The sequence below is a fragment of the Bartonella quintana genome (assembly GCF_009936175.1).
GTDB classification, from domain to species: Bacteria; Pseudomonadota; Alphaproteobacteria; order Rhizobiales; family Rhizobiaceae; genus Bartonella; species Bartonella quintana.
Genome location: NZ_AP019773.1, coordinates 1,255,168 through 1,280,574, shown reverse-complemented (window position 1 = coordinate 1,280,574; position 25,407 = coordinate 1,255,168). Strand labels below are relative to the sequence as shown.

Genomic DNA, 25,407 nt, shown 5'->3' with positions numbered 1-25,407 from the left:
TTCATGCATCGTGCAAAAATCCAACAATTTCACGGATTTTTTTCATATTTTTTTCGGCCAGTGCACTAGCACGTTCTGCGCCATTGTGTAAAACAGAGTCAATATAACTGTTTTCTTGGTGAAGTCGACGTAATTCTTGTGTGATTGGGGCAAGCTTATGGACGGCAAGGTCAGCTAAGGCTGTTTTAAAAAGCGAAAATTGTTTTCCAGAAAACTCTAAAAGAGCCTTTTCTTTGCTTATTTGTGCAAAAGCAGCATAAATACCAAGCAGGTTATCGATCTCTGGGCGTCCTTTTAAGGCTGTAAGTGTGTCAGGAAAAGCTCCGGAGTCAGTTTTTGCTTTACGTATTTTTTTTGCGATAAGATCCGCATCATCAGTCAAATTAATGCGTGAAAAATCTGAAGGATCTGATTTTGACATTTTTTTTGTACCATCGCGTAAAGACATAACGCGCATCGCTGTCTTGCCAATAAGCGCTTCTGGTATGGGGAAAAAGCTTTGTCTTTTTTCCTCACCCATTTGCATACAGACACCAAAATTTAAATCTGCAATACGGTGTGAATAGTCGTTGTTAAATTTTTGGGCAATATCGCGGGTCAATTCAACATGCTGTTTTTGGTCGTCCCCCACCGGAACATGCGTGGCGCGATAGAGTAAAATATCGGCAGCCATAAGACTTGGATAGGCAAAAAGCCCAAGGGATGCTTGTTCGCGATCTTTCCCTGCTTTATCTTTAAACTGCGTCATGCGTTGGAGCCAGCCAATACGGGCAATACAATTCAAAATCCATGCTAATTCAGCATGCTGAAAAACTTGAGACTGGTTAAAAATGATTTGTTTTTGGGGATCAATACCAGCAGCTAAAAAGGCTGCTGTGACTGCTCTGGTGGATTCACGTAAGATAAGTGGATCCGGGTTCAGTGTGAGCGCGTGCATATCAACCACGCAATACAAGCAACTATAGGACATTTGCAGTTCAACCCAATGCTTAATGGCTCCAAGGTAATTGCCAAGATGCAGATTACCAGTCGGTTGTACGCCGGAAAAGACAAGGGGTGTAAAGGTGTCCATAAGAGAGTTCTTTCTTAAGTAAAGTTATTCGTTTTGTGTTTTGTGACAAAGGATCTTTCTGAAAGCAAGACAAAGTATTATAGACGTTTTGTATTATAGACGTTTTTTAAAATTTTTAAGGGTGAGGAAAAAGGAACGGGTGCCAAGTAAAAAATAGGCCATACAATATACCAAGAATATGACAATCATGATCCCTGCCAAGGTGAGAGCACGCAAGAAAAACGATGCTTGTGAGGATAAAGGGAAAGAAAAAAAGCAAAGAATATCAAGCACATAATATAGGGCTATAGCATTTAAAAGAGTCGTGATAATCAAACATACCATTCGTTTTATCAGTTGTGTATCGTATTTCCAATAACCACGTTTGATGAGAATGCCCCAAAGCAATAGTGTGTTAACCCACCCAGAGGTAATTTCAGCAATGACAATGCCCCGTGCTGACAAAATTGGAAAGAGGATTAAGGCTAGGCTGATATTGATAAAAACGCAAATACCTGTGAAAATCATTGGTGTTTTTGTATCTTCATGGGCAAAGAAATTAGGAATAAAGACTTTGATCAGTACAAAAGCTGGAAGTCCTAGCCCATAAAGCCCAAGTAATTGTGCAACATGGTGTGTTGATTCACTGGTAAATTGTCCACGCTCAAAAAGTAAACTGACAATTGGGTGAGAGAGCAGCAGAAAAGCCACGGATGCAGGTAAAGTTAACAACAGGGTCAATTCAATAGAGCGGTTTTGCAAATCGTGGGTTTCTTTGTGGTTTTTACTGCGGAGGGCTCTTGTTAATTCTGGTAAAAGAACGGTTGCAACGGCAATTGCTATCACACCGAGTGGTAATTGGTAAAGACGATCGGCATACATCAAAGAGGATACAGCACCCGATTGGCTGGAAGCAATGTTGGTATTGATTAATAAATTGATTTGCGTAATCCCTCCTGTGATAGCAGCAGGGAATGCCAATGTTAAAAGCTTGCGAACATTGGGGCTAAGATGGGGACGGCGGAGGAAAATTTTCATTCCACTTTGACGCAGAGCAACCGCGATTAAGGCGAGTTGGAGAAGTCCTGCAGCCAAGACGCCCCAGGAAAGATTTAAGCCGATATGCCAAGCATCAAATTGGTATATCCAAGCATAGGCAAGCACGCTAATCAAAATAATATTTAAAAAGAGGGGGGCGATGGCTGCGATAAAATAGCGCCGCAAGGCATTTAACATGCCCCCCATCATGGCTGCTAAAGACATGCATGTTAAATAGGGAAACATGATTGCGGTAAAATGAATTGTAGCGTTAAATTTTGTCGCATCCTCTGCAAAACCTGGGGCAATTATGGTTCGTACTAAAAAAGGCATACTTAATTCCATGACAATGGTTAAAAGTAACAGCAGCGAAAAAAGAACACCAAACACCTCTTCTGCAAATTTGCATGCAGTTTCTTGACCATCTTTAGTAATTTTTTTTGCAAAAAGAGGAACAAAAGCTGCATTAAAGGCGCCTTCAGCAAAAAATCGGCGGAATGTGTTGGGAAAACGAAAAGCAGCGTTAAAGGCATCGGAAACAGGACCAGTTCCCAGGGCTGCGGCCATCAGCATTTCGCGTATAAAGCCAAAAATACGGCTCATGAGGGTTCCAGAAGCAACAGTTGCAAATTTTTTAATCAGGGTCATAAAAATACATCGGGTTTATCATGAAGGAGCGATGAGGAAAAAATAAATAAAATTATTGATCATAAAAATTTGAACAGCATGCCAAGACAAGAATCCATTTTTGAAGTGTTTTACGATGGTGTTTATCCTTCTGTCAACAAGAGGACATTCATACTCTTTAACCTCTATTTTTATTGCTCCATTACAGTTTGTATTGTTTTCATAAAACAATCAATATTGTTTTTTCTTGAGCTGGAAATGGAGGGCAATAGAATGAATACAAGGAGAAAGAAAGAATGGGAAGCCGGTGGTTATTTATGCTTCGTGCTCTGTTTCATTTCTGCCAGATATGATAACCGGGGATGTTTTCTTTTTTGCGCTCTGTTGCCATAAATATCGCTTTGATGTGTTCATAATGCTCCAAAACGCTTCAATGTGCTTTAAACTATAGGGAGAGCATAGATATAGGGAGTATAGAGTTTATTCTGTGATGTATTTTGTATCGCTTCTGTAAAGAAGCTTTTCAGTTTAGTGTTTGGAGATGTAATTTTACACCAGATCAAAAATCAGAGAGCAATTTTGTCCTATTTGCTTTATTTTGCTGTGTAAAGAAACATAATAAAATAGAAATTAAGCTTATGCGTATTAACTGAAGAAAGATGGGGGAAGTTATTGGATCAGAGATTTGCTCACAAACTTAACAACAAAGAAGCAATTTTAAATGAAGAACAGTCTTTTCTAAAGAAAATATGTGTTTGGTATCCAAAGAGCGTTTAGGGATGGTATACAATGCTTTGATTTGTAAAGATAATTCAGCGTTTTAAATTGAACTAGAACCTCGAAGAGCGTAAGATTTTTGCATTTCAAACCTGTTTATGTTGAATCAAACAAGATTCTTTACTTGCACATCACAAGTGGGATTGGCGTGTAGAGAGAAACACTTTGAAGACGGGAGTAAAAATGTCTCTTATGAAGTGTTTGAATACAGAGATTTTCGCAACATTGGGGGCTGGCAAATACAATGAGGATGTCCGCTTACTTCTTCATAAAAACACTCCTTATGTTTTTTTATTCATTTTTTCTCTTCATAAATTGCATCGTAGGAGATTGGGGAAGTGTTCATAAGATATGGCCTGGGATATCGGCATAGCTTCGCGCGAAGGAGAAACAGAGGAGGCAGATGGATCGTTGTTAAGAGTCATGAGAAGTGGTTCGGGTATCTTTTTGTTTAGTAGTCTCTATGGCTGTTTGGTTTTATGTCGCACTTTTCTTTGCTTCTAGTATCACCTGCTTACGAATTTACACTCTATGACAAGGGGTGTTTTTTAAATATTTGCTATAACAAACCACAACAGTAACACTCTTGGCGCAATTTCCATAAAATAATTGGCGCCAAGAAATTAGACGAAGAGATCATATTAAAGACCAAAGCTTGTGCATGTTAGCTGGCGAAAGCCATTGCTTTTGCTGCCCCAACTTTGCGTGGTCGAACGTCTGGCGATTGCTGCTGTGCTTGCCTGGAGGCTTCTACACCCTCATGCGCAGTAACTGTTGAATACTCAGGCAGCTTATGCCGCTTTGATAAAGCTTGCTGTTTTTGCAAGTCTTGAGCCAATTCCACAGACTGTTCTTGGCAGTTTTGTTGTGCTTGATGGGTTTGCACAATATTGTCTCTTACTTGTTTTACAATATCTGCATAATTTTCAATGGCGCTACATAAGGTAGAAAGACCTTCTTCGGCTTTTTTGCGTGTTTGATTTTTTATGCCAAGCATTTGCCTACCCGCAAGCTTATGAAAAAACGTAGGATGGTTTGCAACTTGCCATGAAAGCTCTTCTCCCATGCTGGGACTTTTTTGAATCTCTTCAATTCTTTCCTGCAAAATACTCGGGTCGCCATAAGCGATTTTGCACCAATAGCAGACTTCTGCTTGAGCATATTGAACCGATGGATCTCTTTGAATCCTGTTGGCAATTTCCTTATTCGAAAGAGGTGCCATCTCCTTTTCAGGATGAAGCGGCTTTCGTAGATTTTCAGCTCTTTGTCCTCTCAGTGTTGGTTCTTCATGGTGGCTTTGTTCTGCATGAGTAACACGCATAGTGGTTTCTTGTGAGTATTTTACAGTATATACATAACCCTCAAGAGTAGCACAAAGAGATGAAAAATTTTCTTCAGCTTCTTTGCGTGCCTTCGTTTTCAAGCCAAGCATTTTTTTACCAGCGAATTGAGCAATAGACTGGGGATTTTCTGCAACTTCTCGTGAGAGCTGTTCTCCCAGAGCAGGGTTTTTTTGAACCTCTTCCATTCTTTCGTCTAAAATAAGCCGATCGCCATAAACCATTCCGCACCAATATCGAATTTCTTCCTGATATGCGTCGATCAAGAGCTTTTGTTCCATTGTGTTAACAAGTGTCTTTCTCACGTGAAGTGGTTTTTGCGGAGCAGCTGTAGCGTAGAGGGTTTCACTTTCTGCGGCGATACTGCTTTGCCCTCTGGCTTTCATGCGAGGTGGCTTTGGTGGAGCAGCCATTGCGTCTCCAATTTCTCTGGCTTGTTCCATCTGAGCCAATTTCTCTTTCATGCGAGGTGGCTTTGGTGGAGCAGCCATTGCGTCTCCAATTTCTCTGGCTTGTTCCATCTGAGCCAATTTCTCTTTCATGCGAGGTGGCTTTGGTGGAGCAGCCATTGCGTCTCCAATTTCTCTGGCTTGTTCCATCTGAGCCAATTTCTTTTTCATGCGAGGTGGTTTTGGTGGAGCAGCCATTGCATCTGCAGTTTCTCTGTCTTGTTCCATTTTAGCCAATTTCTCTTTCATGCGAGGTGGTCTTTGTGGTGGGACAATCTTTACATCTGCAGTTTCTTTTGCTTGCTCCATCTGAGCCAATTTCTCTTTCATGCGAAGTGGTCTTTGTGGGGCAATCGTTGCAGATAGAGATTCTGAAGAAGATGTTTCTGTGGGAGGGTGTTCATAGCGTTTTTTTAATGCTTCCAGTTTCGGGGAAGCCTGTCTTTTGTCTTTTGGAGAAATCCTTGCAGAGAGGGTTTCTGGAGAGGATATTCTTGTGGCAGGCTGTTCGTAGCGTTTTTTTAATTCTTTCACCGAAAGAGGTGCAGAAGGGGCTGGTTGGTTTTTTTTCATGCATGTTTCCTTTCAAGTTTTTACAATATTTGTTTTTAGAAAATTTCTTTGATGCACTTTCCACCATTCTGTTTTGAAAGCTTTTTTGAAAGCTTTTTCTTCAAAGAAGGATGCCCATTTGAAAGAGTCTCAAAAGATTTTGTGTTCTTTAGTACGGATCATCATTAGTATTTGTAATCATTGAGGTAAATGAGGGGAGATATTTGATGAAATTTTGCTGTAACATCGCACACTCTTCCTTTACGCAATTGCCATAAAATGATTGGCTTCAAGAGATTAGACTAAGAAATCACATTAAAGACCAAAGTTGATGCACGCTTAGTGAGTGAAAGCCATTGCTTTTGTTGTCCCAACTTTGCGTGGTCGAACGTCAGGCGGTTTGCTGTCTACTTGTTTGGAGGTTTCTCCACTCTCATGACGCGCGGTGACTGTTGAATGCTCAGGCAGTTTAGGCCACTTTGATAAAACGTGCTTTTTTTGCAATTCTTGCGCTAACCTAGCAGACTGTCCTTGGCGATTTTGTTTTTCTTGATGTTCCTTGATAATGCTCTCTTTTGCTTGTTTTACAGCATTTGTATAACTGTCAAGAGCGTTACAAAGGGAAGAAAGACCTGCTTCAGCTTTTTTGCGCACCTCGTTTTTTATGCCAAGCGTTTGGTGACCCGCGAACTTAGCAAAAAATGTAGGATGATTTGCAACTTGCCATGAAAGCTCTTCTCCCATAGCAGGATTTTTTTGGATCTCCTCTGTCCTTTCCCGCAAGAGACACGGATTGTCATAAACAATGTGGCACCAATATTGTATTTCTGCTTGACCATATTGAACCGATGTATCTCTTTGAATCCTGTAAGCAATTTCTTTGTTCGAAAGAGGGGCCATTTCCTTTTCAAGATGAAGTGGCTTTCGCGGCTTTTCGACCATTTGCACCCTCTCCATCGGTTGTTCATAGCGTTTTTGCTCGGCATGATAATTTTGCAAGATGCTCTCTTTTTCCCTTTTTACAGTCTTTGCATAATCGCCAATGGCGTTACAGAGAGAAGGAAGACCTGCTTCAGCTTCTTTGCGTGCGCTGTTTTTTATGCCAAGCATTTTGTTACCCGCAAGCTTATGAAAAAACGTAGGATGGTTTGCAACTTCCCATGAGAGCTGTTCTCCAAACATGGGGTTTTCTTTAATCGTTGCAATTTCTTCCTTTAGAGCGTGTGGGTTACCATAAACAACTCTACACCAATGTTGAATTTCTGCTTCACAATATTGGATCGATACACTTCCCTGAAGCCTTTTCGAAATCTCGCCTTTCGAGAAAATCGTTCTTTTCTTTTGTGGAGCAGCCCTTGCGTAGAGAACTTCACCCCCTTGGATGGGTGCGGCGCTTTTCTCTTTATCTTTTGCACGAGGTGGCCTTTTTGGAGCAGCCTTTGTGTAGAGAGCTTCACCCCCTTGGATGGGTGCGGCGCTTTTCTCTTTATCTTTTGCACGAGGTGGTCTTTTTGGAGCAGCCTTTGTGTAGAGAGCTTCACCCCCTTGGATGGGTGCGGCGTTTTTCTCTTTATCTTTTGCACGAGATGGTCTTTGTGGAACAGTCATTGGATAGAGAGTTTCACCCTCTTGAACAGCTGCGGTGCTCTTCTCCCTGTCTTTGGTGCGCATTGGTTGTTGTGGAGGAGGTGTTGGGTAGAGAAGCGCTTGTAGCAAGCTTTGTTCTGATGTAGCAGTAGATTGTTCATCAGGTTTTTGCAATTTTCCAGGCCTTTGTGACGTGTGCGGCTGTCTTTTATCTTTGGGAGAAGCCCTTGCTGATAGGCTTTTGGGTATAGATGTTCCTGCAGCAGATTGTTCATAGCGTTTCCTTAATTCTTTCACTGCAGGAAATGCTGAAGGGAGTGGGTGTTTTTTCATGCATGTTTCCTTTCAAGTTTTTACAATATTTGTTTTTAGAAAATTTCTTTGATGCATTCTCCACCATTCTGTTTTGAAAGCTTTTTCTTCAAAGAAGGATATTCATTTGAATTGACCTCAAAAAATTTTGGCTCTTGGTGTAAATTCATGTACTTGATATAATTTAATCATGAGATTAAAGAACGGAGGATCTTTGATGAAACTTTACCCGAACACTCCATAACGATCCTTGGCACAACTCCTATCAAATAGTTTGCGCCAAGAGACGAGATCAAAAATCAGACAAAGGATCCAATTAAAAGGCCAAAGCAGATGCACACTTAGCTGGCGAAAGCCATTGCTTTCACTCCCCCACCAATTCTGCGAGGTCGAACGTCTGGTGATTGCTGCTTGGAGGTTTCCTCATTACGCGCGGTTACAGCTGGACGTTCAGGCAGTTTAGGAGGTTTAGACAAGGCTTGTTGTTTTTGCAAGCTCTGAGACAATCCAGAAGCCTGTTCTTGGCGATTTTGCCTTGTCTGGTGCTTCTGCACAATACTTTCCTTTACTTGTTTTACAGCATCCCCATAGTTTTCAATGGCAGTACAAAGATGTGAAAGGCCTGCTTCAGCATGTCTGCGGGCACTATTTGTTATGCCACACACATTAACCCCTGCAAGCTTATGAATAGCCTGAGGATTTGCTGCAACTTGCCATGAGACTTCTTCTGCCAAATTGGGTTTTTGGAGAATCTCCTGCACTCTTTCTTGCAAAATACGCGAATTGCCAAAAACAATTTGGCACCAATAGCCAATTTGTGCATGATATCTTTGAATGGATGTATGGCTTTGAACCATGCCCAGCATTTCCTCATTTGAGAGAGATGCACTTCCCTTTTCAAGATGATGCGGCTGCAGACTTTGGGCACTGCGTGTCCTGTCCTCTCCATGACGTCTTGCTTCCGCGTGAGGAATGTGCATAATGTTTTCGTGTGCTTGTTTTACAGCATCCCCATAGTTCTCAATGGCAGTACAAAGATGTGAAAGACCTGCTTCAGCATGTCTGCGGGTACTATTTGTTATGCCACACATACTAACTCCTGCAAGCTTATGAATAGCCTGGGGATTTGCTGCAACTTGCCATGAGACCTCTTCTGCCAAATTGGGTTTTTGGAGAATCTCCTGCACTCTTTCTTGCAAAACATGCGAATTGCCATAAACAATTTGGCACCAATGTAAGACTTCTTGTTGATATGCTTGAACCGATGGACTCTTTTGAATCCTGATCGCCATTTCCTCTCTCGTGAGAGATATTGCTTGACTTTGGGGAGCTAGATTTTGGGGAGCAACCGTTGCGTAGAGGGTTTCATTGTCTGGATTCTTTCTCGGGTGTTTGTGGCCCGTGTGAGGCGGATGAACAAGCGATGCATATACGATTTCCTCCTCTTTCTCTCTCATGGGAGACATTGCTTGACTTTGGGGAGCAACCGTTGCGTAGAGGGTTTCATTGTCTGGATTCTTTCTCGGGTGTTTGTGGTCCGTGTGAGGCGGATGAACAAGCGATGCATATACGATTTCCTCCTCTTTGATTGTTGGTTTATGGAGCTCCCTGTCTCTCAGGCGAGGCGGCCTTTGTGGAGGAGAACTCGCTGCGAAGAGAGGCGCTTGTGGTACTCCTTGTTCTGGCTTTTTCGCTGTATGAGATGTGTTTTTGTTCACTGTTGCGTACAGGGGTTCTGGTGGAGATTCCTCTCTGGGAAGAGCTTGTTCATAACGTCTTCTTGCTTCTTCCACAGAACGGGGGATAGAAGGAGAGGATGGTTGGTTTTTTTTCATGCAGGCTTCCTTTCAAGCTTTTTCAATATTTTTATAGAAAAACTCTTTGGTGCACTCTCCACCTTTATGCTTTAATAGCTTTTATACAAAGGAGAATGTCTATTTGAATGACCTCCAAAGATCCTCCGCTATTCGCCCCAAGCATAATCGACATTTGTGTCTTTTATACAGTTTTTTTGTGAAATTTTATCAATAAGTTACATAAAATTACAGGAGTTGTTTTGATAGATACTTTCTGTAACATTTTGCAACATTTTTTCACACAATCCTCCCAATAGTTTGCGTCAAAAGATCAGATGAAAAACAAAAATTCTTTTGTGTTTAGCCGGTCAGAGCCATCAATGCGGAGCGGCAGACTTTAAGAGTATGCATCTGACATTGTGCCTCTTTGGTGTGCTTCACAATTTGAGCAATCTCTTTTGCTTTGCTTGCCGATACACCAAGCAGACAAGAAAGTCTTGTGCAATCGTTTTCTTGTATGGCTCGACGCTCCTCTGATGATAAACGATTTTGCAATTGACGCGAAAAACGATGGAGTTGTTGTTGCAGCGTAGGGGAATGAGACAAGACATCTCTTTGTTGTTCTGGGAACAAGGCAAAAAGGTTTTGCAAGTCTTTCCCAGGATTTTCGACAGAGCGCGCTGTGCGTCTTTGTTCTCTTGAGTATTGCTCTATGATGTCAGTCATGGTCTTATGTGTCATATCGGCATAACTTTTAAGTGTGTCACCCAGCTGTGAAACAGTCTCTTCCGCACGTTTGCGCGCTGGGCTTCTTAGACCCAGGATTTTCTTCCCGGCAAGCTTACCAACTGATTTAGGATTTTGGATAATGTGATCAGCAAACTGTTCGCCTAAACTTGGATCTATATTGATTGTCTCAATCATTTGGCTTAATGCTTGTGTGTTGCCGTAAACAATTTTTGATAACCACTCGACTTCATGGCGGTATGATTCAACCCCACAATGGTTTACGAGCCTTTCGGCAAGGATCTCATTGGTGAGAGGCGCTAATATCTCGCTTGGGATAAGTGTTTCTCTCATGTTTTGAACATTGTTTTTCTGAAAGGAGATGAAATCACCATTCTGTAATATTTTCACTTGCTCTGGCTTAAGATCATCTTTGTGCCCGACGATGAAAGTGCCACCTTCTAATTCTATGACAAAACCTTCAGCTGAAGAACCTTTATAAATGCCATCATAGGTCACACCTTCTTTTGCTGCCAAAACAATATGATTGTTAATTTCGTCAAGTCCAGCGCTTCTCATCTGAAAGATAAATTCCTTTAAAAGAAGGGATTTTTGAGGGTGAGTGATATCCTCAAAAAGATCTTTCATGGGTTCTGGATTGTTATGTTGCATCGCTTCAATGCTGGCATATGTCATACGTTCTTTTGTGATCAAAGAAAAATCAATCTTATAGCCTGCCGCTTGTCCGAGTTTTTCCATAAACATTCGTTGTGTGCGCCCATTGCCTTTTCTGAAAGGATGCGCGTGGTCGAGAGCTGTAAAAACTTCAGCAGCATTTGCAGCAAATTCTTGGCGCGATAAGCCTTGCAAATTATTCTTCGCGATTAGTCTTTGTTCTAATTTTTTAAGCTCTCTTTGAATTTGTGAACCGACAGCAAAAGGAACCTTATAACCTTTTGGTCGCATAGCTGGCATACATGCAGTGCTGCCATCTTCAAATGTAAAGGGCTGATCTCGGGTAACACCAGCCCATTCAAAAGTGTTATGGAAAAGGCACCAGTGAATTGTCCTTAAATAAGCGGCATCAAATTCCCGTGGTGGCGGTTCAAGGCGAAAATTTACAGCTTCTTTGGCTGTCTCATGAGCACAGCGTTCATACAGTTTTCGCGGGTTTTTTATGCCATGTTTATTTTTCAGTGTTGCGCTGTTTTTATAAAAATAATTATGCTCTAACATAGGGTCTCTCCTCAGTAAGGCGGGTGGTTTATGAGGTGGTTAAACTCTTCAGGTGAAAAGTCCCCCTTCGCGTATTCTTTTGAGATTTTGAGCATTTTGAAACGGAGCGTTCTTCCCTCAAGAGCATGAATGCTAATGGCTTTATCAATCGTCTCACGCTGCTTTTGTAATTCTTCTAGCATAAAAGTTGCGAAATGGCCTGTTCGGGTTATTTTCATTGCCGATTTCCTTTTTAAATTTGCTTTTGGAAAGCTTCTTTGGTGTATTCTCAACTTTTGTTTATCATTTTCACAAATGATAATTTTTCCTAGACTTTCGGGCATCTTGCCTTCAATAAAGCTACCTTCACGAGTTTCTTGCAGATGTTGAAAGCGTGGCATGGTGGTCATGATCGTCGTTGATCTCTTGGGTATTTGGGGGTTCTTCACAAGGAGTGTTTGCGCTGGTAAACACAGACATAAAAGCAATCCTTAAAGATTTTTCTTCATCATGTCTTTCTTGTTGCGTCATGTAAAATTCTTTTTTAAGGAGCTTTTGTGAAACAAGAACATATCATTTCTCCTTTTCTGCTGTTGTACTTGTTTTGATGTTCAAATTCATCATAGGGTGTTTTTTAATTTTTCTTTGCTTGTGGAGCAAAACGGTTTTTGTTAGCAGCGGCTAACATTTCTTTTCTTCTAAAGTAAATTGCTCGACCACATCGTAAAGGGGGTTGTCCTTGCATAAGAATGATTTGTTCATCTTGGCGCATTTCCTGAATAATTTCATGGGGTAAAATCAAGGCTCTTTGTTGATAATTGACGTTGTAAGAGCTCTTTCCCAAAGACAAACCTCTCGATTTGTTTGTTCCGGTTACTTCAACTGTCATTTGACCACAGCGCTCTGAAATGTCTTTGGCTGTTTGGAGATCTTTAATGGCGGCGTAACTGACAAATGAGCAACTTTCAAACCATGAACGCGCCCCCGCTTCTCCAAAGTGATTGACCAACTGACCAGAGGATTGATAAAAGAGCATCAAGGATGTGCCGTATTTACGCCCACGGTCGCGTGCTTCCTCTAAAATATTCATATAACCAAGAAGATCAACTTCATCCAAGACAAACAAAACACGCTTTTTATATTTTCCGTCAGCCGTAACCATCGCATTTAAAAAAGCGCCAATAATCACGCGTCCAATCGCTGGATAACTGTTCAAAATGCTTGCAGGAAGATTCAGAAAAACATCTGTCTTTCCATTTGCAATATCCGAAGACGAAAAATCATTGCCACAAACAAGATCAGCGTAATTGGACAAAGAAAGCCACTGGGTATCTTTTGATGCCGTTGTATAGACCCCTGAAAAGGTTTGGTCTGCCATTTCGGTGAAAATACCAACCATTTCACGAATAAAAGGAGAAGATGTTGTTTCTTGAATCATGCGCAATTGATTCACAACAGCCGTTTCTGACTGAGAAAGGATCGCGCGCAATGTTTTTAAATTGCGCTCACTGTCTTCATATTCATCAGAGAAAATGACATGTGCAAGAAGCGCGGTTAAAAGATTATGTGCTTGTGTCGAAAAATATTCTGCCGAAGAATTCTCTGATTTTTTATCCGTAAGAAGCAGTTTGGAAAAACCGACAATATTAGCTTCACGTTGTGTGCGCGGTACGCTATCGTCTAAAAGCCAATCAAGTACATTAAAATTTTTTGTTAAGAGGGAATTGGGATCGAGAACAATGACATTTCTATTGTCCATTTTTTTCCGCGCAAACCTAACCATTGGCGCAATTTCTGTTGAAGGATCAAGGCAAACAATAGGTCCTGGATAGGTTAAACAGGTCGGAACAACTGTACTTGTTGTTTTATACCCACCAGAACCGGCAAAAAAGATCATGTGGGTTGAACCAAAATCAAGATTAAAGGTAAGCAAAGGGGCTGTTCCCCCTTTTCCCCATGTTGTTTTATTGCCAGGCGCAAAGGGAATATTGCACACACCGTCTTGGTCAACACGGTATCTTTCGCCAACAACAATTTGACCATTGGCGGGAAAAATTTTTGCTGCTTCTTTTAAATTCATCCATGAAGCATCCCCAAAAATTCCTTTTTTCGCACGCTTGACTTTGCTTGTGGGCGGAGAGCTTATCATGACTTGAATTACTAAAAGAACAACACCACAAATGACGCCAAAAACAACCATAGGATCCATGAACTTGAGAGCATAGCTCCATGTTATCCCTTGTTGCCCAACATAGGGAGTTAAGCGTTTTATTTCACCGCCAATAAAGTAAAGAGCAGTGATCCCAAAAAAGACAGCGGAGACCAGCGTGATTGCTTTGCGCAGGTGCAGCTTTTGCGATAGGGTATAACATAATGACACAGTAGCAACCAGCATCAGCACCAATAAGGGCTCTGAACGAACATACCAGTAAACGTGATTGGCTTTCAAATCATTGATCACAAATGACAATAAATGCGGGACAAGGAATATCGTTAAAGCACCTAAAGCGATTGGCGTTAAAATAAGCGCCAGCTGTATCTTTGTGTATTTCATTGTGTCTTACTTTCGGTTTTATCAGGGTATAAAACAATACCTTTTAAAATCGGTCTCACACCACTTACCCCCCCTCTCTTTTTGGGGACGCGAGAGTGGCAAAACATCCTCTTTCATGCATAGTCAAAGGAAGGTGCAAGACCTTGTATTTTTTTTAGCAAACTATTTTAGCTTGCCCCATGGCGAGCACTTTTGAGCGACTGACTGTCCGTGTTTGCAATTGTTTTTGTGCCTCTCTGGCTTGTGAACGGTCTCTGTAATTTCCTTTGTGTTTGGCATAACCACCTCCTTATAAGTTAGCATTGTCCATAAGCGTGTTAAATCCCTCTAGTGAGGTATTCCCCCCTCGCATATCTTTCTAAAATTCGAGCGTTTTGGGATGAAGCTTTATACCTTCAAGGGTATGGGTGCTGATGGCTACATCAACTGCTTCGCGGCGCTTTTCCAATTCTTTCGGCGTGATCGACAAAAAATTTTCTTCTGTCTCTGTTTTCACTTATTTTTCCTTTCCAGCTTTTCAAGAGTTGCCTTAAAAAAGCCTTTTGGAGTAGGCGTGATTTCTATTTAGTTCCCTCCAAATATGTTTCGTTGTTTAAACGGGTCATAATAAATTTCTGTGACCTTAAATTTTCCTTCAACCCGTTTGCATTGAACAATGATATCAATCATTGAAATCAACAGCCCTCGAATATCATCACGCTCTAAATCACCTCCGCCTTCACTTTCTTTGACCAAGAGGGTCATTTGCTCAAATGCAGCGAGTGCTGTTGATGCATGAACCGTGGTAATTGAACCTGGATGTCCTGAATTGATATTGCGGATATAATAAAAGGCTGTACCATCTCGAAGTTCTTGTAGAAGAATGCGATCAGGACGCATGCGCAAAGCAGATTCAAGCAATTCTTTTGGACCGACAGAGGCTAAGCCTTGACCATCTTTTGAATAGATCATAGAGACATAATTGGGCTGTGGTACGACCAATTCTGGTGTATCTTCAATGGTGATAATACGCTCATCATAGGGAATTTTAGCGATTAATGCCTTTGATAGCGTTGTTTTACCAGAACCCGTTTTCCCTGCAATTAAAATATTTTTTTGACATTTTACGGCTTGATTTAAAAAAGAGACAAAATCCTTATTAGAGTAGGCGGTTGCCAAGCTATGCTCAATGTGTTTGAGTTCACTAAAACGCGATTGATAATCATTTAATGGCGTAAATGACACTTGTTCACACACAGAAAAGAGACCTTTATTTGCCAGCTCTTCGAGTGAAAAACTCCGCGATGATGGTTTGCGAATTGTCATGCTGATTGTGTCTTTTTCCACCGCCGGAGGAATGACAATTTGAATACGTTCATTCCCCGGTAGGGTAGCTGATAATATTGGATTTTTGTCGGATATATTTTGCTTAGAATAGGAAGCGACAACTTTAGCAATCCCCATAAGCTCATCAAACGAAAGAGCTGGTGCTTCTATTGTTTTCCATCCCTCAATACCTTCTGTCATTACTTGATAGGGACGATTGATGACAATTTCAAAAAGGCTCTTATCTTTCAGAAAGGCACTGATAGGTTCAAGTTTTGTTAAAACAATCGCGACAGTTTCATTGCTCAATTTATGCAGGTTTTGGTTCATTTCAAAATCACCGCAGAATTTTTATAAAAGTTTCTTAAAATGGATCGATTGACAATCTGTTTTTTGTTTTCGATCACTTTCAATTTATAAACACTGGAAAAATCTAAATCGCGGGCGACAAAAACATTGACCATTTCCCCTTGGTTTTTTGTTAGTGTGGGAGGAATGTTGGCGTAATTTTCCACGACAATATTTGCAATATTTGGTCCCGAAGAGATTGTGTCAGAATTGTTCTTATCTTGATCTTTTGGCAACCGGCTTCTCGCATAATTGGTTGCATCTCGGACAATCGATACAAGAAGCGCAGATCCAATCCGCTCAAACCAATGATTATCAACATCTCCATCAACACCAGAACGCCCTAAGGCATCCGTTGCCGGTGAGGCTAATGTTATAATAACACCACTTGGTGTTTTGGCTCTATTCCATAACACAAAAAGACGATTTTGCCCCTTTTTTAATCCGGCACGGTATTCGCCAACGATTTGTGTGCCCTTATCAAGAAGGACAACGCGACCATTGTCTGACAAGATATCTCTAGAAACGATACAACTGGTAAATCCCTGTTGGTCACTGCTGATCGCCGTTTCTAAAATACATGGAATGGAAGCACCCATTGCGATGATGTAATTTCGATTAGTAAGTGTTGAAGCATGAATACCTTCAAGGTTTGTCGGTTTGAGAAGATGATTAAAGCGTTGTGCTGTTTCATCAGGTTTTCTTTCGAGTTGGTTCGGTGAAGTGTCGTTATTTTTTTCTGCATTTGCTTGGCTTTTTTGTGGGCTGGCATAGGCTAAGACAGGAGCACGTTGTGCTGCTTCTAAGAGTGAATCATCGGCATTTGTTTGGTTTCTTTTGGGCGTTGGCAATTCAACCTTGGGCAACAGGACGTTATTTTTTTCAGTCGGCTCGAGGAGTACAGGCTTGGGCTGTGCAGGGCGGAAACGCTCTGTTTGCTTAATAATCGCCTCTTTTGGAAGTTCAACCGGCTGTTTTTTGTTTGTGACAAGCGTTGAATACGCTAAATAACCACAAACACCCAAAAGAACGAGAAGAACAACTGCTTTGCTTGTATTGGAATGTAGTTTTTTTTCTTGACCGTCTTTTATTGTACTGCGATCATTTATGTTGTTTTCATCTATTTCGTCATTCATGACCATTTCCTATGTTCACTCTACGTTGTACAGATGGTGATGTCGTACCGGTCTCAGGGTTAATCCCTTCAGGTACAAATCTTTTATTAAAGATGCACAGCACGTCATTCCCGCGGCGCAAAGTAAATTGCGCAGCTGTGGCATGAACAATAACCTTGTTCCCTTTAATTGATTTTGGAATGAGAGATTCTTGCCCATCAAGCGATACGAGATAAATAGCAGGGATTTCGGTATTGCCCAAAAATGTAAAGGTTGTTGTTTTACCGTTGTCATAGACAGAAGCAGGTTCAATGAGGGATGAACCTTGCGCTTCATAAGCCCAATTGCGTGGTCCAAAATTTTCATGGATGTTAAAAACATCATTGACAAAATTTTCTTCACGCTGTGCAGCTTCTGCTGCTTTGGCTAATTTCTTGCGCAAAGCTTCATCTTCTGGATAACGAAACTTTACGAGGAAATAGGTATCATTGCCGGCTGAAACGTCGCCTTCACGCACTTGGAGTTCAAACTGATAGGACCGTTTTGTCCCGTCTTGACGGCTTGTGACAATTTGTAAATTGGTCACAGGTTGAACTTCGCGCGGTTTGAGAAATACAAAATGTCCAGCTGGTGCAACTTGCCAAGCAACAGAATTGCCAATGCCCACATAGGTCACTTCTTCATCATCGGCAAATTCAAGCTGAACAGAAGAACGAATAGATCCGATGATTTGTGTGACATTGTATGGGTCATAATTGACAAATCTGATGCGATTGTCTTTGCGCGCACTCACAGGAGCTGTTTCAGCAAATAACGGGACTGTTGGGCAGCTTATTGCAAAAAGGAAAGCTAAAAAGATTATTTTTGAAAATCTCATCATTTTATCACCTCTGGATCAGATCGATATTCTGACACTTGAAAACCAAGCGGGTTGATTAGTCGGTCTTCTGTTGAAATGCGTGCATTAATGTAGGAAAAATTGAGGATCGAGACCCAATGGGAAATATTTTCTTTTCCATTAAATTCTCTGATCGTTTTATAGTAACGCACTTGAATAAGATCTTTGCTTAAAAAGGAGATTGACTTGATTGTGACCTTAGCAGTCATGTTGTGGTAGATATTTTGCGGACTTTCTGGATTGTTGCCCGAATACCATTTTGCAAAACGGTTTTGTTCTTCTGGTGAAGATAAAAGAGAAATCAAGCGAAAATTGTATTCCGCCTCTGATAATTGAAAACCTTCGCGTGCACGAACATATTTGCCAGCAAAATAACGTGTTATTGCTTCATCATAATCGTTTGGCGTTTCTTTTAAGGCACTTACTGTCTCAATAATACCTGTTGAATTATCAACGCGGATAACAAAGGGCTCTACTGTTTTTAAGGGTGTTAATGCTGCTACAGCCAAAGCCAAGGCGATTGTCATTAAGCCAAAAAGCACTGTCAAAGCCATGGCAATTCTCATTCGCTGTTGTAGGCCATGCATGCGGTCAATATCAAATGAGCGTGCTTCTTTTACATACTCATCAAATGCATCACTTTTCACGCGCGACCTCCGTATTTTGATCAGAGAATGTTTCATGATTTATAGAATCCAATGAAGCTGGATGAAGCGTCACGTCAGCTGTTGCTTTTTCACTTTCCAGCGTGTTGAGGATGATGGGGGTTGTAACAGGTTTTACGATTTTTTTTTGTATGATGATGTTTTTATTGTCCCAATCCCACTTATCTCTATTTAAAGCGCGCGTATACTGGCCATTACATCTTGGTGGTTTTTTGGGCCCACTAAGAGAAGCACAGCCCGTAAGGGCAATCATCAGGATCATAAAAAAAGTTATTTTTTGTTTCATTTTTTGAACTCACACAAATACTTTAAAATACAACACATAACCGCGTGACCCCATAGAGATGAGGTGTGGGGCTCTTGCTTTGAACAATTTCACAAAAGCGTGCGATGAAACATTTTGATTGGTCTTTATGAAATCAAGGATCTCAACTGTTTCACGCAATATGTACATTGTGCGCTCTCTAGCGCGCGCAATGCAAAAACAAGAACTCTCGTTCTTTTTAAGAGGTATCTGACATCAAAATCGACCACGGCCTCTATCCCCAATTTTTGCAACTTTGGCTGCGGCACCTGCTGTACCAGAGAGAGTTGATGCTGCGCTTTTGGCTGCGTTTCTGCCCGTTTTCGCGCCACTGGAAAGCATTGTAAAAATTTGTCCTCCTGAAGAGATACCAGCGTTAAAGTATGGTCCTCCACTAGAGAGTGCAGAGGCAATGCCAGGAAGTGCGCGGAAGAGAATAGCCCCCACTATCGAGATAACGACGACAGGTGGGAAAAGGAAATAGATTGAATCATAGGTGCCATTGAGAACATGCAGGATAATTTTGCACATGATCGTTCCAAGCATGATCACTAAAACTTGCAAAATGGTAAAATTAATCAGCGTTGTAATCCATGCATCGGTGAATTTTCTGGTTGCATTGAACAAATAGAGGCTGATGAAGAGGGGACCAAGACCTATAATCATTACAAGTGCAACCTGTGCAAACATTTGTACGATAAAACCACCTATACAAAAGACAATAACGGCCATAATCATTAAAGATCCAAGAAGACCAACCATGATTTTTTCAAGAAACCAAGCAGCTGCTAAAACTTCTTGATAACGGGCACTTGTCTTTAACAGAATATAATCAAAAACATTTGCGCTAGCGGGGTTGCTGTTGAGCGCATTCCCAATAGCGTTTGCTAAATCACCAAAGAAAATATCTTTGACATAGGTATTAAATGTATCCGCATTCGTTGCCATTGCCGTCACAACGACGATTTTCACAACATTGTTGAGAAGGCTATGCATCGAAAGGGAGACACGACCAGTCATAACATTATAGCCATACAGAAAGATAAAAATGATCGAGGCAAGATTTAAGGGTGCTGAAATAGCAGAAGATAACCCACTCACTGTCGTATTCATTGCATTTTCGAGTGGATTTAAAATATATCCAGAAATGCTCTCAAACGGGGAAAAACTAAAGTCGGACATCAGAATTCCCAAGTTTTTCTTTTAATTTTTCTTGAAGGTCTTTATGCTTTTTTTGTGTTTGCTCTTCACGGATATCTTCTTTTGTTTTCGTATTTTTCGCTTGAATCATAGACAGGAATTGAATTTTTAAAGTATCTGCTTGCAGCTGTGCTTGAAGAAGAGACAGCTCTACTTGAAGAGCCTGAAATTCTTCAGGTTTGGTTTTTTCAGCTGCCTGAGCCTTTGTAAGCTTCTCGTTTATTTCCTTAATTTTATTAGCAGTTTCATTTGCAGATGCATAAATAGATTCCGCTGTTTCTGATTTTGCAGCATCTAATTTTTGCGTGTGTTCTAATGCTCTTTTATAATATTCATCAGCAAGTAATGGGGTTTCTGCTATTGTATGAGAGACGCAAGATAAAGATAAAAGTGTGACTAAGCCGTATTTTTTCATTGATTTTCTCTCCTTTGGTGAAATATGGGCAGCCATGTGTCGGGATCTGCTCCATAATCGTTGATAATTTGGTTCACCAGTTCGATGTTTTTGGTCGTACCGCTTAAGATGGCGATCTCATCGTTCATTCCACGTAAATTGAGTTCTGCAACGACGGAATTTTGTCCCTGTTTTATGAGAAAACGACGGGATTCTCTGCTTAATTCTGACTGTATCAGTTCAAATTCACGCTCAGTCAGTTTAAAATCTTCAACATAATCTTTGTAATTTGCTTTTTGATTTGGAAAAAATATTTGGGTGGGGCATTGCTCAATAATCGTGTGTGCGATTGTAGAGTTCAAAGCATCTTTGGGGCTTTGCGTAGCAAAGAGCATCATACCATTTTGTTTACGGATCGTTTTAAGGCGATCTTGCGCAAAAGCTTTGAAGGAATCATCTTCAAGAGCTTTCCAGAATTCATCAATGACAATAATAATGCGCCGTCCATCAATAAGATCGAGAATACGGTTAAACAGGTACATCATCAAGGGGCGCCGAATTTCTTCATTGTCTAAGAAATCGGTCATGTCATAACCAATGAATTGTGAATCTAAATTGAGATCATCTTGGTCGTTGTCAAAAACCCAGCCTAAGTCATTGCCTTTGATCCAGCGTTGTAACCGTATAGCAATTCCTTCTTTTGATGTGTTATCAAAAAACAATTGAAGGGCACCAAGAGAGCGTTGCGCATGTGGAAGACTTTCCAAGGAATCTATGGCTTTGGCGATATCTTGTCGCTCTTGTTCTGTCACCATTTGCCCTTCAGTTGTCACCAGCTTCAAGACCCAACTGCGAAGAAAGATTTTGTTTTTTTCAGTGTATTCCATGCCCTTTAATGGAGCAATGCCCGTGGGCTGTCCGTTTTTCAAAGGTTTATATTTTCCACCTCCGGCACGCACAAAAATCTCTGCGCCTTGATCTTTGTCAAAAAAGACCATTGTCGGGTTATGTTTTTGTAATTGTGCGAGAAGGAAATTAACAATCACAGTTTTACCAGATCCTGATGGACCGCAAACAAAAGTGTTGCCAAGGTCACCATAATGAAAATTAAAATAATAAGGTGAACCAGCTTGTGTTTTCAGCAATGCTACAGCCGCTCCCCAAACATTGCCTTCAAGTTTGCCAATGGGGAAGGAATGGAAGGGCGATAACGCTGCAAAATTTCTGCTGGTAATGGCTCCAGATCGCGCACGATAGCTGAAATTTCCAGGCAGTTGCGCCCACCATGCAGCTTCTAATCCTAGATCTTCTCTGGCGATAACCGCTCCACCATTGGTTAAGTGAGCGCGCGCTTTTGAGAGGTATTCAACCAATGTTTTTGGTTGATCAGCAAAAACGGCTAGAGAGAGATGATGTTCACCCAAAACAAAACGGTTTGATTCTAAATCATCAAGCGCTTCATCAAGTGCATCAATTTGTGAGCTAGCACGATCCGCTGCATTAATCATCTGATTTTGTTTGCGGCCCATAATGACCCTGGCAGCTGCTTTACTCTTAAAGACAAAGGATTGTGTTAAGATAAATTCAAACGGTGCTGTGAGTAAACCATCTGTCATCCCTGGGCGTGTTTTAGAGGGATATTCTTTCCAGCCAAACATGCCAACAAAACGTTCATTGCTTTCATGACGAATTTCGATCGTTTCTTTGCCAAAAATGACACGGTCTGAGTAAATCGTTGAGGCAATGGTGCCAAATGTGAGAGGAATCCGCTCACGCCTTCCTCCTACTAACTGGTGTAGAAATTCACTTTGTTCGGAAAACAAAATGCCCTCATGTGCATAGACTGACAAGAGGCGCGCTTCATAGCTCTCCAACCCTTGTATAAGATCTTGGCTTAATGCTTCAATTTTACGAATGGCTTCCATGTCTGGTTCAGATTGTGTTTTCTTCGCTTTTGTTAAGCGCTGAAAAAATGAAGCGAGTTGCTCAGTCTTATCCGATGTTGGATTCCACAGCAGTGAAACGAAGAGATCATTTCTATACAGCTCTTGCGAAACCATTTTCTTTTTGTATTTTTCATCTAGTGTTGCTGCAAAAGATGAAAAAAAACGACTCTCCGGATAGATCGTTTCGCGCCGACGAATGATGTGAGAATATAAAGCAACACGTTCATCCGCGATATTTCTCAAGAGAGTGTTTAACTGGTTGTGTAAGAAATTTAAGTGATTGATATCTGCAGTATCAAAATTCACGCCCTCAACAGCCATTACAGTCATTAAGCAGCGTGAATTTAATGCAATGACGTGTTGGTTGACGTGGCGTATGTAAGGAATATATTCTTCAGGTAAAGACTCCCGTTTCATAATTGACATCTGTTTCACCTGTTCAGTTCCTTATAAGTACGGATAAGGCGTAGGGGAGATGTAGATCCTCCTCCCCATCTGGTGAGGTTTTTTTGTTTTCCTCTTGTGTTGAGCCAAGCAAATAATACGCGAAACTGGTTGTGGTCGTATTTTGTCACTTCATGCAAAACAAAGTGCAATCCAATGCCAAGACCAATCATTGTAAAGTTGCTGGTCAAAATAAAGAGAATGGATGTCGCCATGACATTAAGGGCCATTCCTTCCATTGTGACACCGGCAAACATAGCTGGTCGCGTACAGGCAAGAAAAAGAGTATCTTCATTCATTTATGATGAGCCCATTAATGTACTAACAAGAGTGGGGGCACCAAAAACAATCCCAATGCCGAGAATACAATAAGCGGCTTTGCGTAAATCAATAAAGCCGGACATCCAGCCAATGCCCACAGCTGCAACACATATAATCGCAATCAGCTTTGCTGTTGTCCCTGTCATCATCGTAACAATATTCTGTAAAACACTATCAACGTTTCCCAGACCACTCGCACTACTCGCAGCATAAGAGGGATTTGATACAATAAGTGCTGTTAACAGCAGCATGATAACGATAAAAATAATATTTCTGGATATAGTCTCTGTCATTTTACCTCTCTTCAAAAGAATAGTTATGTTTTGACATCCTTTTGCCCCTAAAGGACGAAAACTGTACCCGTCTTAGACTTCACTTGCCTAAGTTCCCCTCAGTTTTTTGTTTTGATAGTGGACTTTGCTCACCGCCAAAATTCCTTCCCCAAGAGAGAGAAGATTTTTAGTTGCGTCAATTTCATTAAGCAACTATTAGTTGTACTATTTTTATCAAAATGACAATATCTAAAATGTAAAAATAAAATTTTCCCCCCAAAATGTGGTTAATTTGCAACACATCATGCTTAGAATTTTCTCTTCAAAAAGAGGGAATTGTTCATAAAAATGCGAAAGGATAGAGAAAAAATGAAGTTTTTAAGCGAATATGCTAAGAGAGCACGATTTAAATTGATCATTATTGTCTACATTATGGGTTCTATATTGTGGGGGCTGAGCCAATATAAAGATGAAATAGATTTAAGTTTTCTCAAGACATTCACTCTGCAAGATATCCAAGATATTGTTGAGATGCATTTGGAAGAAAAAAAGCCAACTGAACCCATCATTAAACAGCAATTCGCAAAAAACGAATCGACTCTCAATCTGCAGAAGAACATTTTACTGAACAATCGAGATATTTTTCATGGTAAAGCATCGGTTACAAGTGGTGTCACATTTAAGTTGGTAACTCCTGTTGCGCAATCTTGGCGTACACATATCACGCGTAATATTCATTTATACGGTGTCGATACTTGTGCACCGCGTCAAAAAGCGAAATTAAGCGATCAAGAATGGCCATGTGGTGCAGTTACAACAGCTTGGTTGGTCACCAAAACACTTGGTCAAAATTTATTGTGTAAACAGGCTCTTATGCGTAATGGTATTCATTATGCACAATGTTTTGTTGAAGGGGTTGATTTAGCTGAAGTAGGCCTTTCAGAGGGTATGCTGGTGCTTCTAAAAGAGAATAAAAATCCTGTTCCAGGACATTATCATAGTGCTGAAGAAGCAGCACGCAACAACAAGGTTGGTCTTTGGTCAAGTGATTTCGCCGAACCTGTCCAGTGGCGGCGGGATCATGGATCTTACAATCCGTTTGCGAACTTGTAATTGATTTTACTGATATACCTTACTGGATGTTTATATCGAAGACCTTACAAATAAAATTGAAAAAGGTTACAAGAGTTTTCACCTATGCTTTTGGTTTATTGCTGCTTTGATAGCTATAACAATCATTGAGCCATATATTATGATTCATGCATCTGGTTTTAGAGCTTCCTAATGGACACAAAGATATCACTCTAATAATGACATATGTGATGCTGTATCTCTCAGTGTAAAGCTTTTGATACTCACACTCATAATAATTTTGGTTACTGCTATTCACAAATAGGATAGTGAAAAGCCTATGATAGTTCATCTGTATTAATGTGGATCTTAATAGGCACGTCATGGATATGTGCATATTTTTTCAAGACTCTTTCAAAAATTGTTCGTGGTTTAATTTCTGGTAGCCAAGCAGTGGTGGGGGGTAGCTATTGGAGCAATGTCGAGAGTATTGCTGTCGTTATGGAATAGCCTCTGGAGGAATGGTAAGGATGGTATTGGTGGTGGAATAGGTGGTGGTCTTCAAGCTATAGGAAACGTAGGCGGCGGTTTGGGTAGTCGTATGAGAGACGAGGAAAACAGCATAAATGCTTTTCTTTTCAAATCACAGATAATCCTTTTTTATTTATTGGTATTTCAATCGTTGATTTCTCCCCTTCATGTTATGGCCCTTTTCTCGTGATCTTTTATGCTCTCCTGTTTTCAGAGTATATAAAAAAACAAGAAACGACACTTTCTTTCACAAGAGATTCCGTTGTTATTTAAAGGTTGTTGAAGTAGATGAAGCATAAACAGTTGTGTTTGAAGCCTAAGTGGACAGAATTAATCTTGCGGATAGAATAAAAAGCCATACCGTCACGCAATTCTGCAAAAGAATTCTATCGAATTCCATGCTTACATGCTTAATCCAGATTCAAGGAGCTCTCCTTAGCTCTCGCTTGCTCTTGCATTATCTTTTAAATAAAAAAGTTGCACTTTTTTGTATGACGCCTCAGTCTGTTCAGATGTTATACAGGTAATAAGTTGTGTTACTTGTAAAATGATCACGCCTATAGATGAAG

20 protein-coding genes and 1 pseudogene are annotated in these 25,407 nt (G+C 40.8%); 2 read left to right on the top strand and 19 right to left on the bottom strand.

Going from position 1 to position 25,407, the window contains the following annotated elements:
* Nucleotide 1: 1 nt before the first annotated feature.
* The 19 genes and pseudogenes from trpS to MF1_RS05120 all read right to left on the bottom strand — a co-directional run bounded on the left by trpS (nucleotide 2) and on the right by MF1_RS05120 (nucleotide 23,257).
* Entirely contained in the window at nucleotides 2-1,072 is a 1,071-nt protein-coding gene (gene trpS, locus MF1_RS05210) for a tryptophan--tRNA ligase (RefSeq protein ID WP_161510620.1), read from the bottom strand.
* Nucleotides 1,073-1,165: 93 nt separating this feature from the next.
* Complete coding sequence (gene murJ, locus MF1_RS05205; RefSeq protein WP_014924406.1) at nucleotides 1,166-2,737, bottom strand: murein biosynthesis integral membrane protein MurJ; 1,572 nt, start codon at nucleotides 2,735-2,737, stop codon at nucleotides 1,166-1,168.
* 1,420 nt (nucleotides 2,738-4,157) lie between these two features.
* Nucleotides 4,158-5,855, bottom strand: coding sequence for a BID domain-containing T4SS effector (locus MF1_RS07050; protein WP_161510619.1), 1,698 nt, complete (start codon nucleotides 5,853-5,855; stop codon nucleotides 4,158-4,160).
* A gap of 318 nt (nucleotides 5,856-6,173) precedes the next feature.
* Entirely contained in the window at nucleotides 6,174-7,754 is a 1,581-nt protein-coding gene (locus tag MF1_RS05195; RefSeq protein WP_161510618.1) for a BID domain-containing T4SS effector, read from the bottom strand.
* 320 nt (nucleotides 7,755-8,074) lie between these two features.
* The gene (locus MF1_RS05190; RefSeq protein WP_161510617.1) at nucleotides 8,075-9,568 is read right to left on the bottom strand and encodes a BID domain-containing T4SS effector; all 1,494 of its coding nucleotides are present in this window, start codon (nucleotides 9,566-9,568) and stop codon (nucleotides 8,075-8,077) included.
* Nucleotides 9,569-9,889: 321 nt separating this feature from the next.
* The gene (locus MF1_RS05185) at nucleotides 9,890-11,491 is read right to left on the bottom strand and encodes a BID domain-containing T4SS effector (RefSeq protein ID WP_161510616.1); all 1,602 of its coding nucleotides are present in this window, start codon (nucleotides 11,489-11,491) and stop codon (nucleotides 9,890-9,892) included.
* A gap of 11 nt (nucleotides 11,492-11,502) precedes the next feature.
* Nucleotides 11,503-11,709, bottom strand: a complete 207-nt coding sequence (locus MF1_RS05180; RefSeq protein WP_014924400.1) for an antitoxin VbhA family protein — start codon at nucleotides 11,707-11,709, stop codon at nucleotides 11,503-11,505.
* A gap of 395 nt (nucleotides 11,710-12,104) precedes the next feature.
* A complete protein-coding gene (gene traG, locus MF1_RS05175; protein WP_161510615.1) occupies nucleotides 12,105-14,024 on the bottom strand; it encodes a Ti-type conjugative transfer system protein TraG in 1,920 nt (639 codons plus the stop codon).
* A 289-nt stretch (nucleotides 14,025-14,313) separates the two neighbouring features.
* Nucleotides 14,314-14,520, bottom strand: a pseudogene (locus MF1_RS05170) (antitoxin VbhA family protein).
* A gap of 68 nt (nucleotides 14,521-14,588) precedes the next feature.
* Nucleotides 14,589-15,659 (bottom strand): P-type DNA transfer ATPase VirB11, encoded by a 1,071-nt coding sequence (gene virB11 / locus MF1_RS05165; protein WP_014924396.1) that lies wholly within the window; start codon nucleotides 15,657-15,659, stop codon nucleotides 14,589-14,591.
* Nucleotides 15,656-16,813: a type IV secretion system protein VirB10 gene (gene virB10 / locus MF1_RS05160; RefSeq protein WP_014924395.1), complete on the bottom strand. Its 1,158-nt coding sequence runs from the start codon at nucleotides 16,811-16,813 to the stop codon at nucleotides 15,656-15,658. Before virB10 ends, virB11 begins: the two co-directional genes overlap by 4 nt.
* Nucleotides 16,806-17,672, bottom strand: a complete 867-nt coding sequence (gene virB9, locus MF1_RS05155; protein ID WP_014924394.1) for a P-type conjugative transfer protein VirB9 — start codon at nucleotides 17,670-17,672, stop codon at nucleotides 16,806-16,808. The genes virB10 and virB9 overlap by 8 nt, the downstream gene beginning before the upstream one ends.
* Entirely contained in the window at nucleotides 17,669-18,373 is a 705-nt protein-coding gene (locus MF1_RS05150) for a VirB8 family type IV secretion system protein (protein ID WP_197738331.1), read from the bottom strand. The genes virB9 and MF1_RS05150 overlap by 4 nt, the downstream gene beginning before the upstream one ends.
* Nucleotides 18,327-18,641, bottom strand: a complete 315-nt coding sequence (locus MF1_RS05145) for a hypothetical protein (RefSeq protein ID WP_014924392.1) — start codon at nucleotides 18,639-18,641, stop codon at nucleotides 18,327-18,329. Before MF1_RS05145 ends, MF1_RS05150 begins: the two co-directional genes overlap by 47 nt.
* A gap of 234 nt (nucleotides 18,642-18,875) precedes the next feature.
* Nucleotides 18,876-19,841, bottom strand: a complete 966-nt coding sequence (gene virB6 / locus MF1_RS05140; RefSeq protein WP_011179728.1) for a type IV secretion system protein VirB6 — start codon at nucleotides 19,839-19,841, stop codon at nucleotides 18,876-18,878.
* Nucleotides 19,828-20,274, bottom strand: a complete 447-nt coding sequence (locus MF1_RS05135) for a type IV secretion system protein VirB5 (RefSeq protein WP_161510614.1) — start codon at nucleotides 20,272-20,274, stop codon at nucleotides 19,828-19,830. Before MF1_RS05135 ends, virB6 begins: the two co-directional genes overlap by 14 nt.
* Complete coding sequence (locus MF1_RS05130; protein WP_161510771.1) at nucleotides 20,271-22,625, bottom strand: VirB4 family type IV secretion/conjugal transfer ATPase; 2,355 nt, start codon at nucleotides 22,623-22,625, stop codon at nucleotides 20,271-20,273. The genes MF1_RS05135 and MF1_RS05130 overlap by 4 nt, the downstream gene beginning before the upstream one ends.
* A 5-nt stretch (nucleotides 22,626-22,630) precedes the next feature.
* Nucleotides 22,631-22,942, bottom strand: coding sequence for a VirB3 family type IV secretion system protein (locus MF1_RS05125; protein WP_161510613.1), 312 nt, complete (start codon nucleotides 22,940-22,942; stop codon nucleotides 22,631-22,633).
* Entirely contained in the window at nucleotides 22,943-23,257 is a 315-nt protein-coding gene (locus MF1_RS05120; protein WP_161510612.1) for a TrbC/VirB2 family protein, read from the bottom strand.
* 348 nt (nucleotides 23,258-23,605) lie between these two features.
* On the opposite strand from MF1_RS05120, the gene MF1_RS05115 reads away from it, so the two are divergent.
* Both MF1_RS05115 and MF1_RS05110 read left to right on the top strand, forming a co-directional pair.
* Nucleotides 23,606-24,349 carry a hypothetical protein gene (locus MF1_RS05115; RefSeq protein ID WP_161510611.1) on the top strand — a complete coding sequence of 248 codons (744 nt, stop codon included), beginning with the start codon at nucleotides 23,606-23,608 and terminating at the stop codon, nucleotides 24,347-24,349.
* A 436-nt stretch (nucleotides 24,350-24,785) separates the two neighbouring features.
* A complete protein-coding gene (locus tag MF1_RS05110) occupies nucleotides 24,786-25,028 on the top strand; it encodes a hypothetical protein (protein ID WP_042995452.1) in 243 nt (80 codons plus the stop codon).
* Nucleotides 25,029-25,407 lie beyond the last annotated feature (379 nt).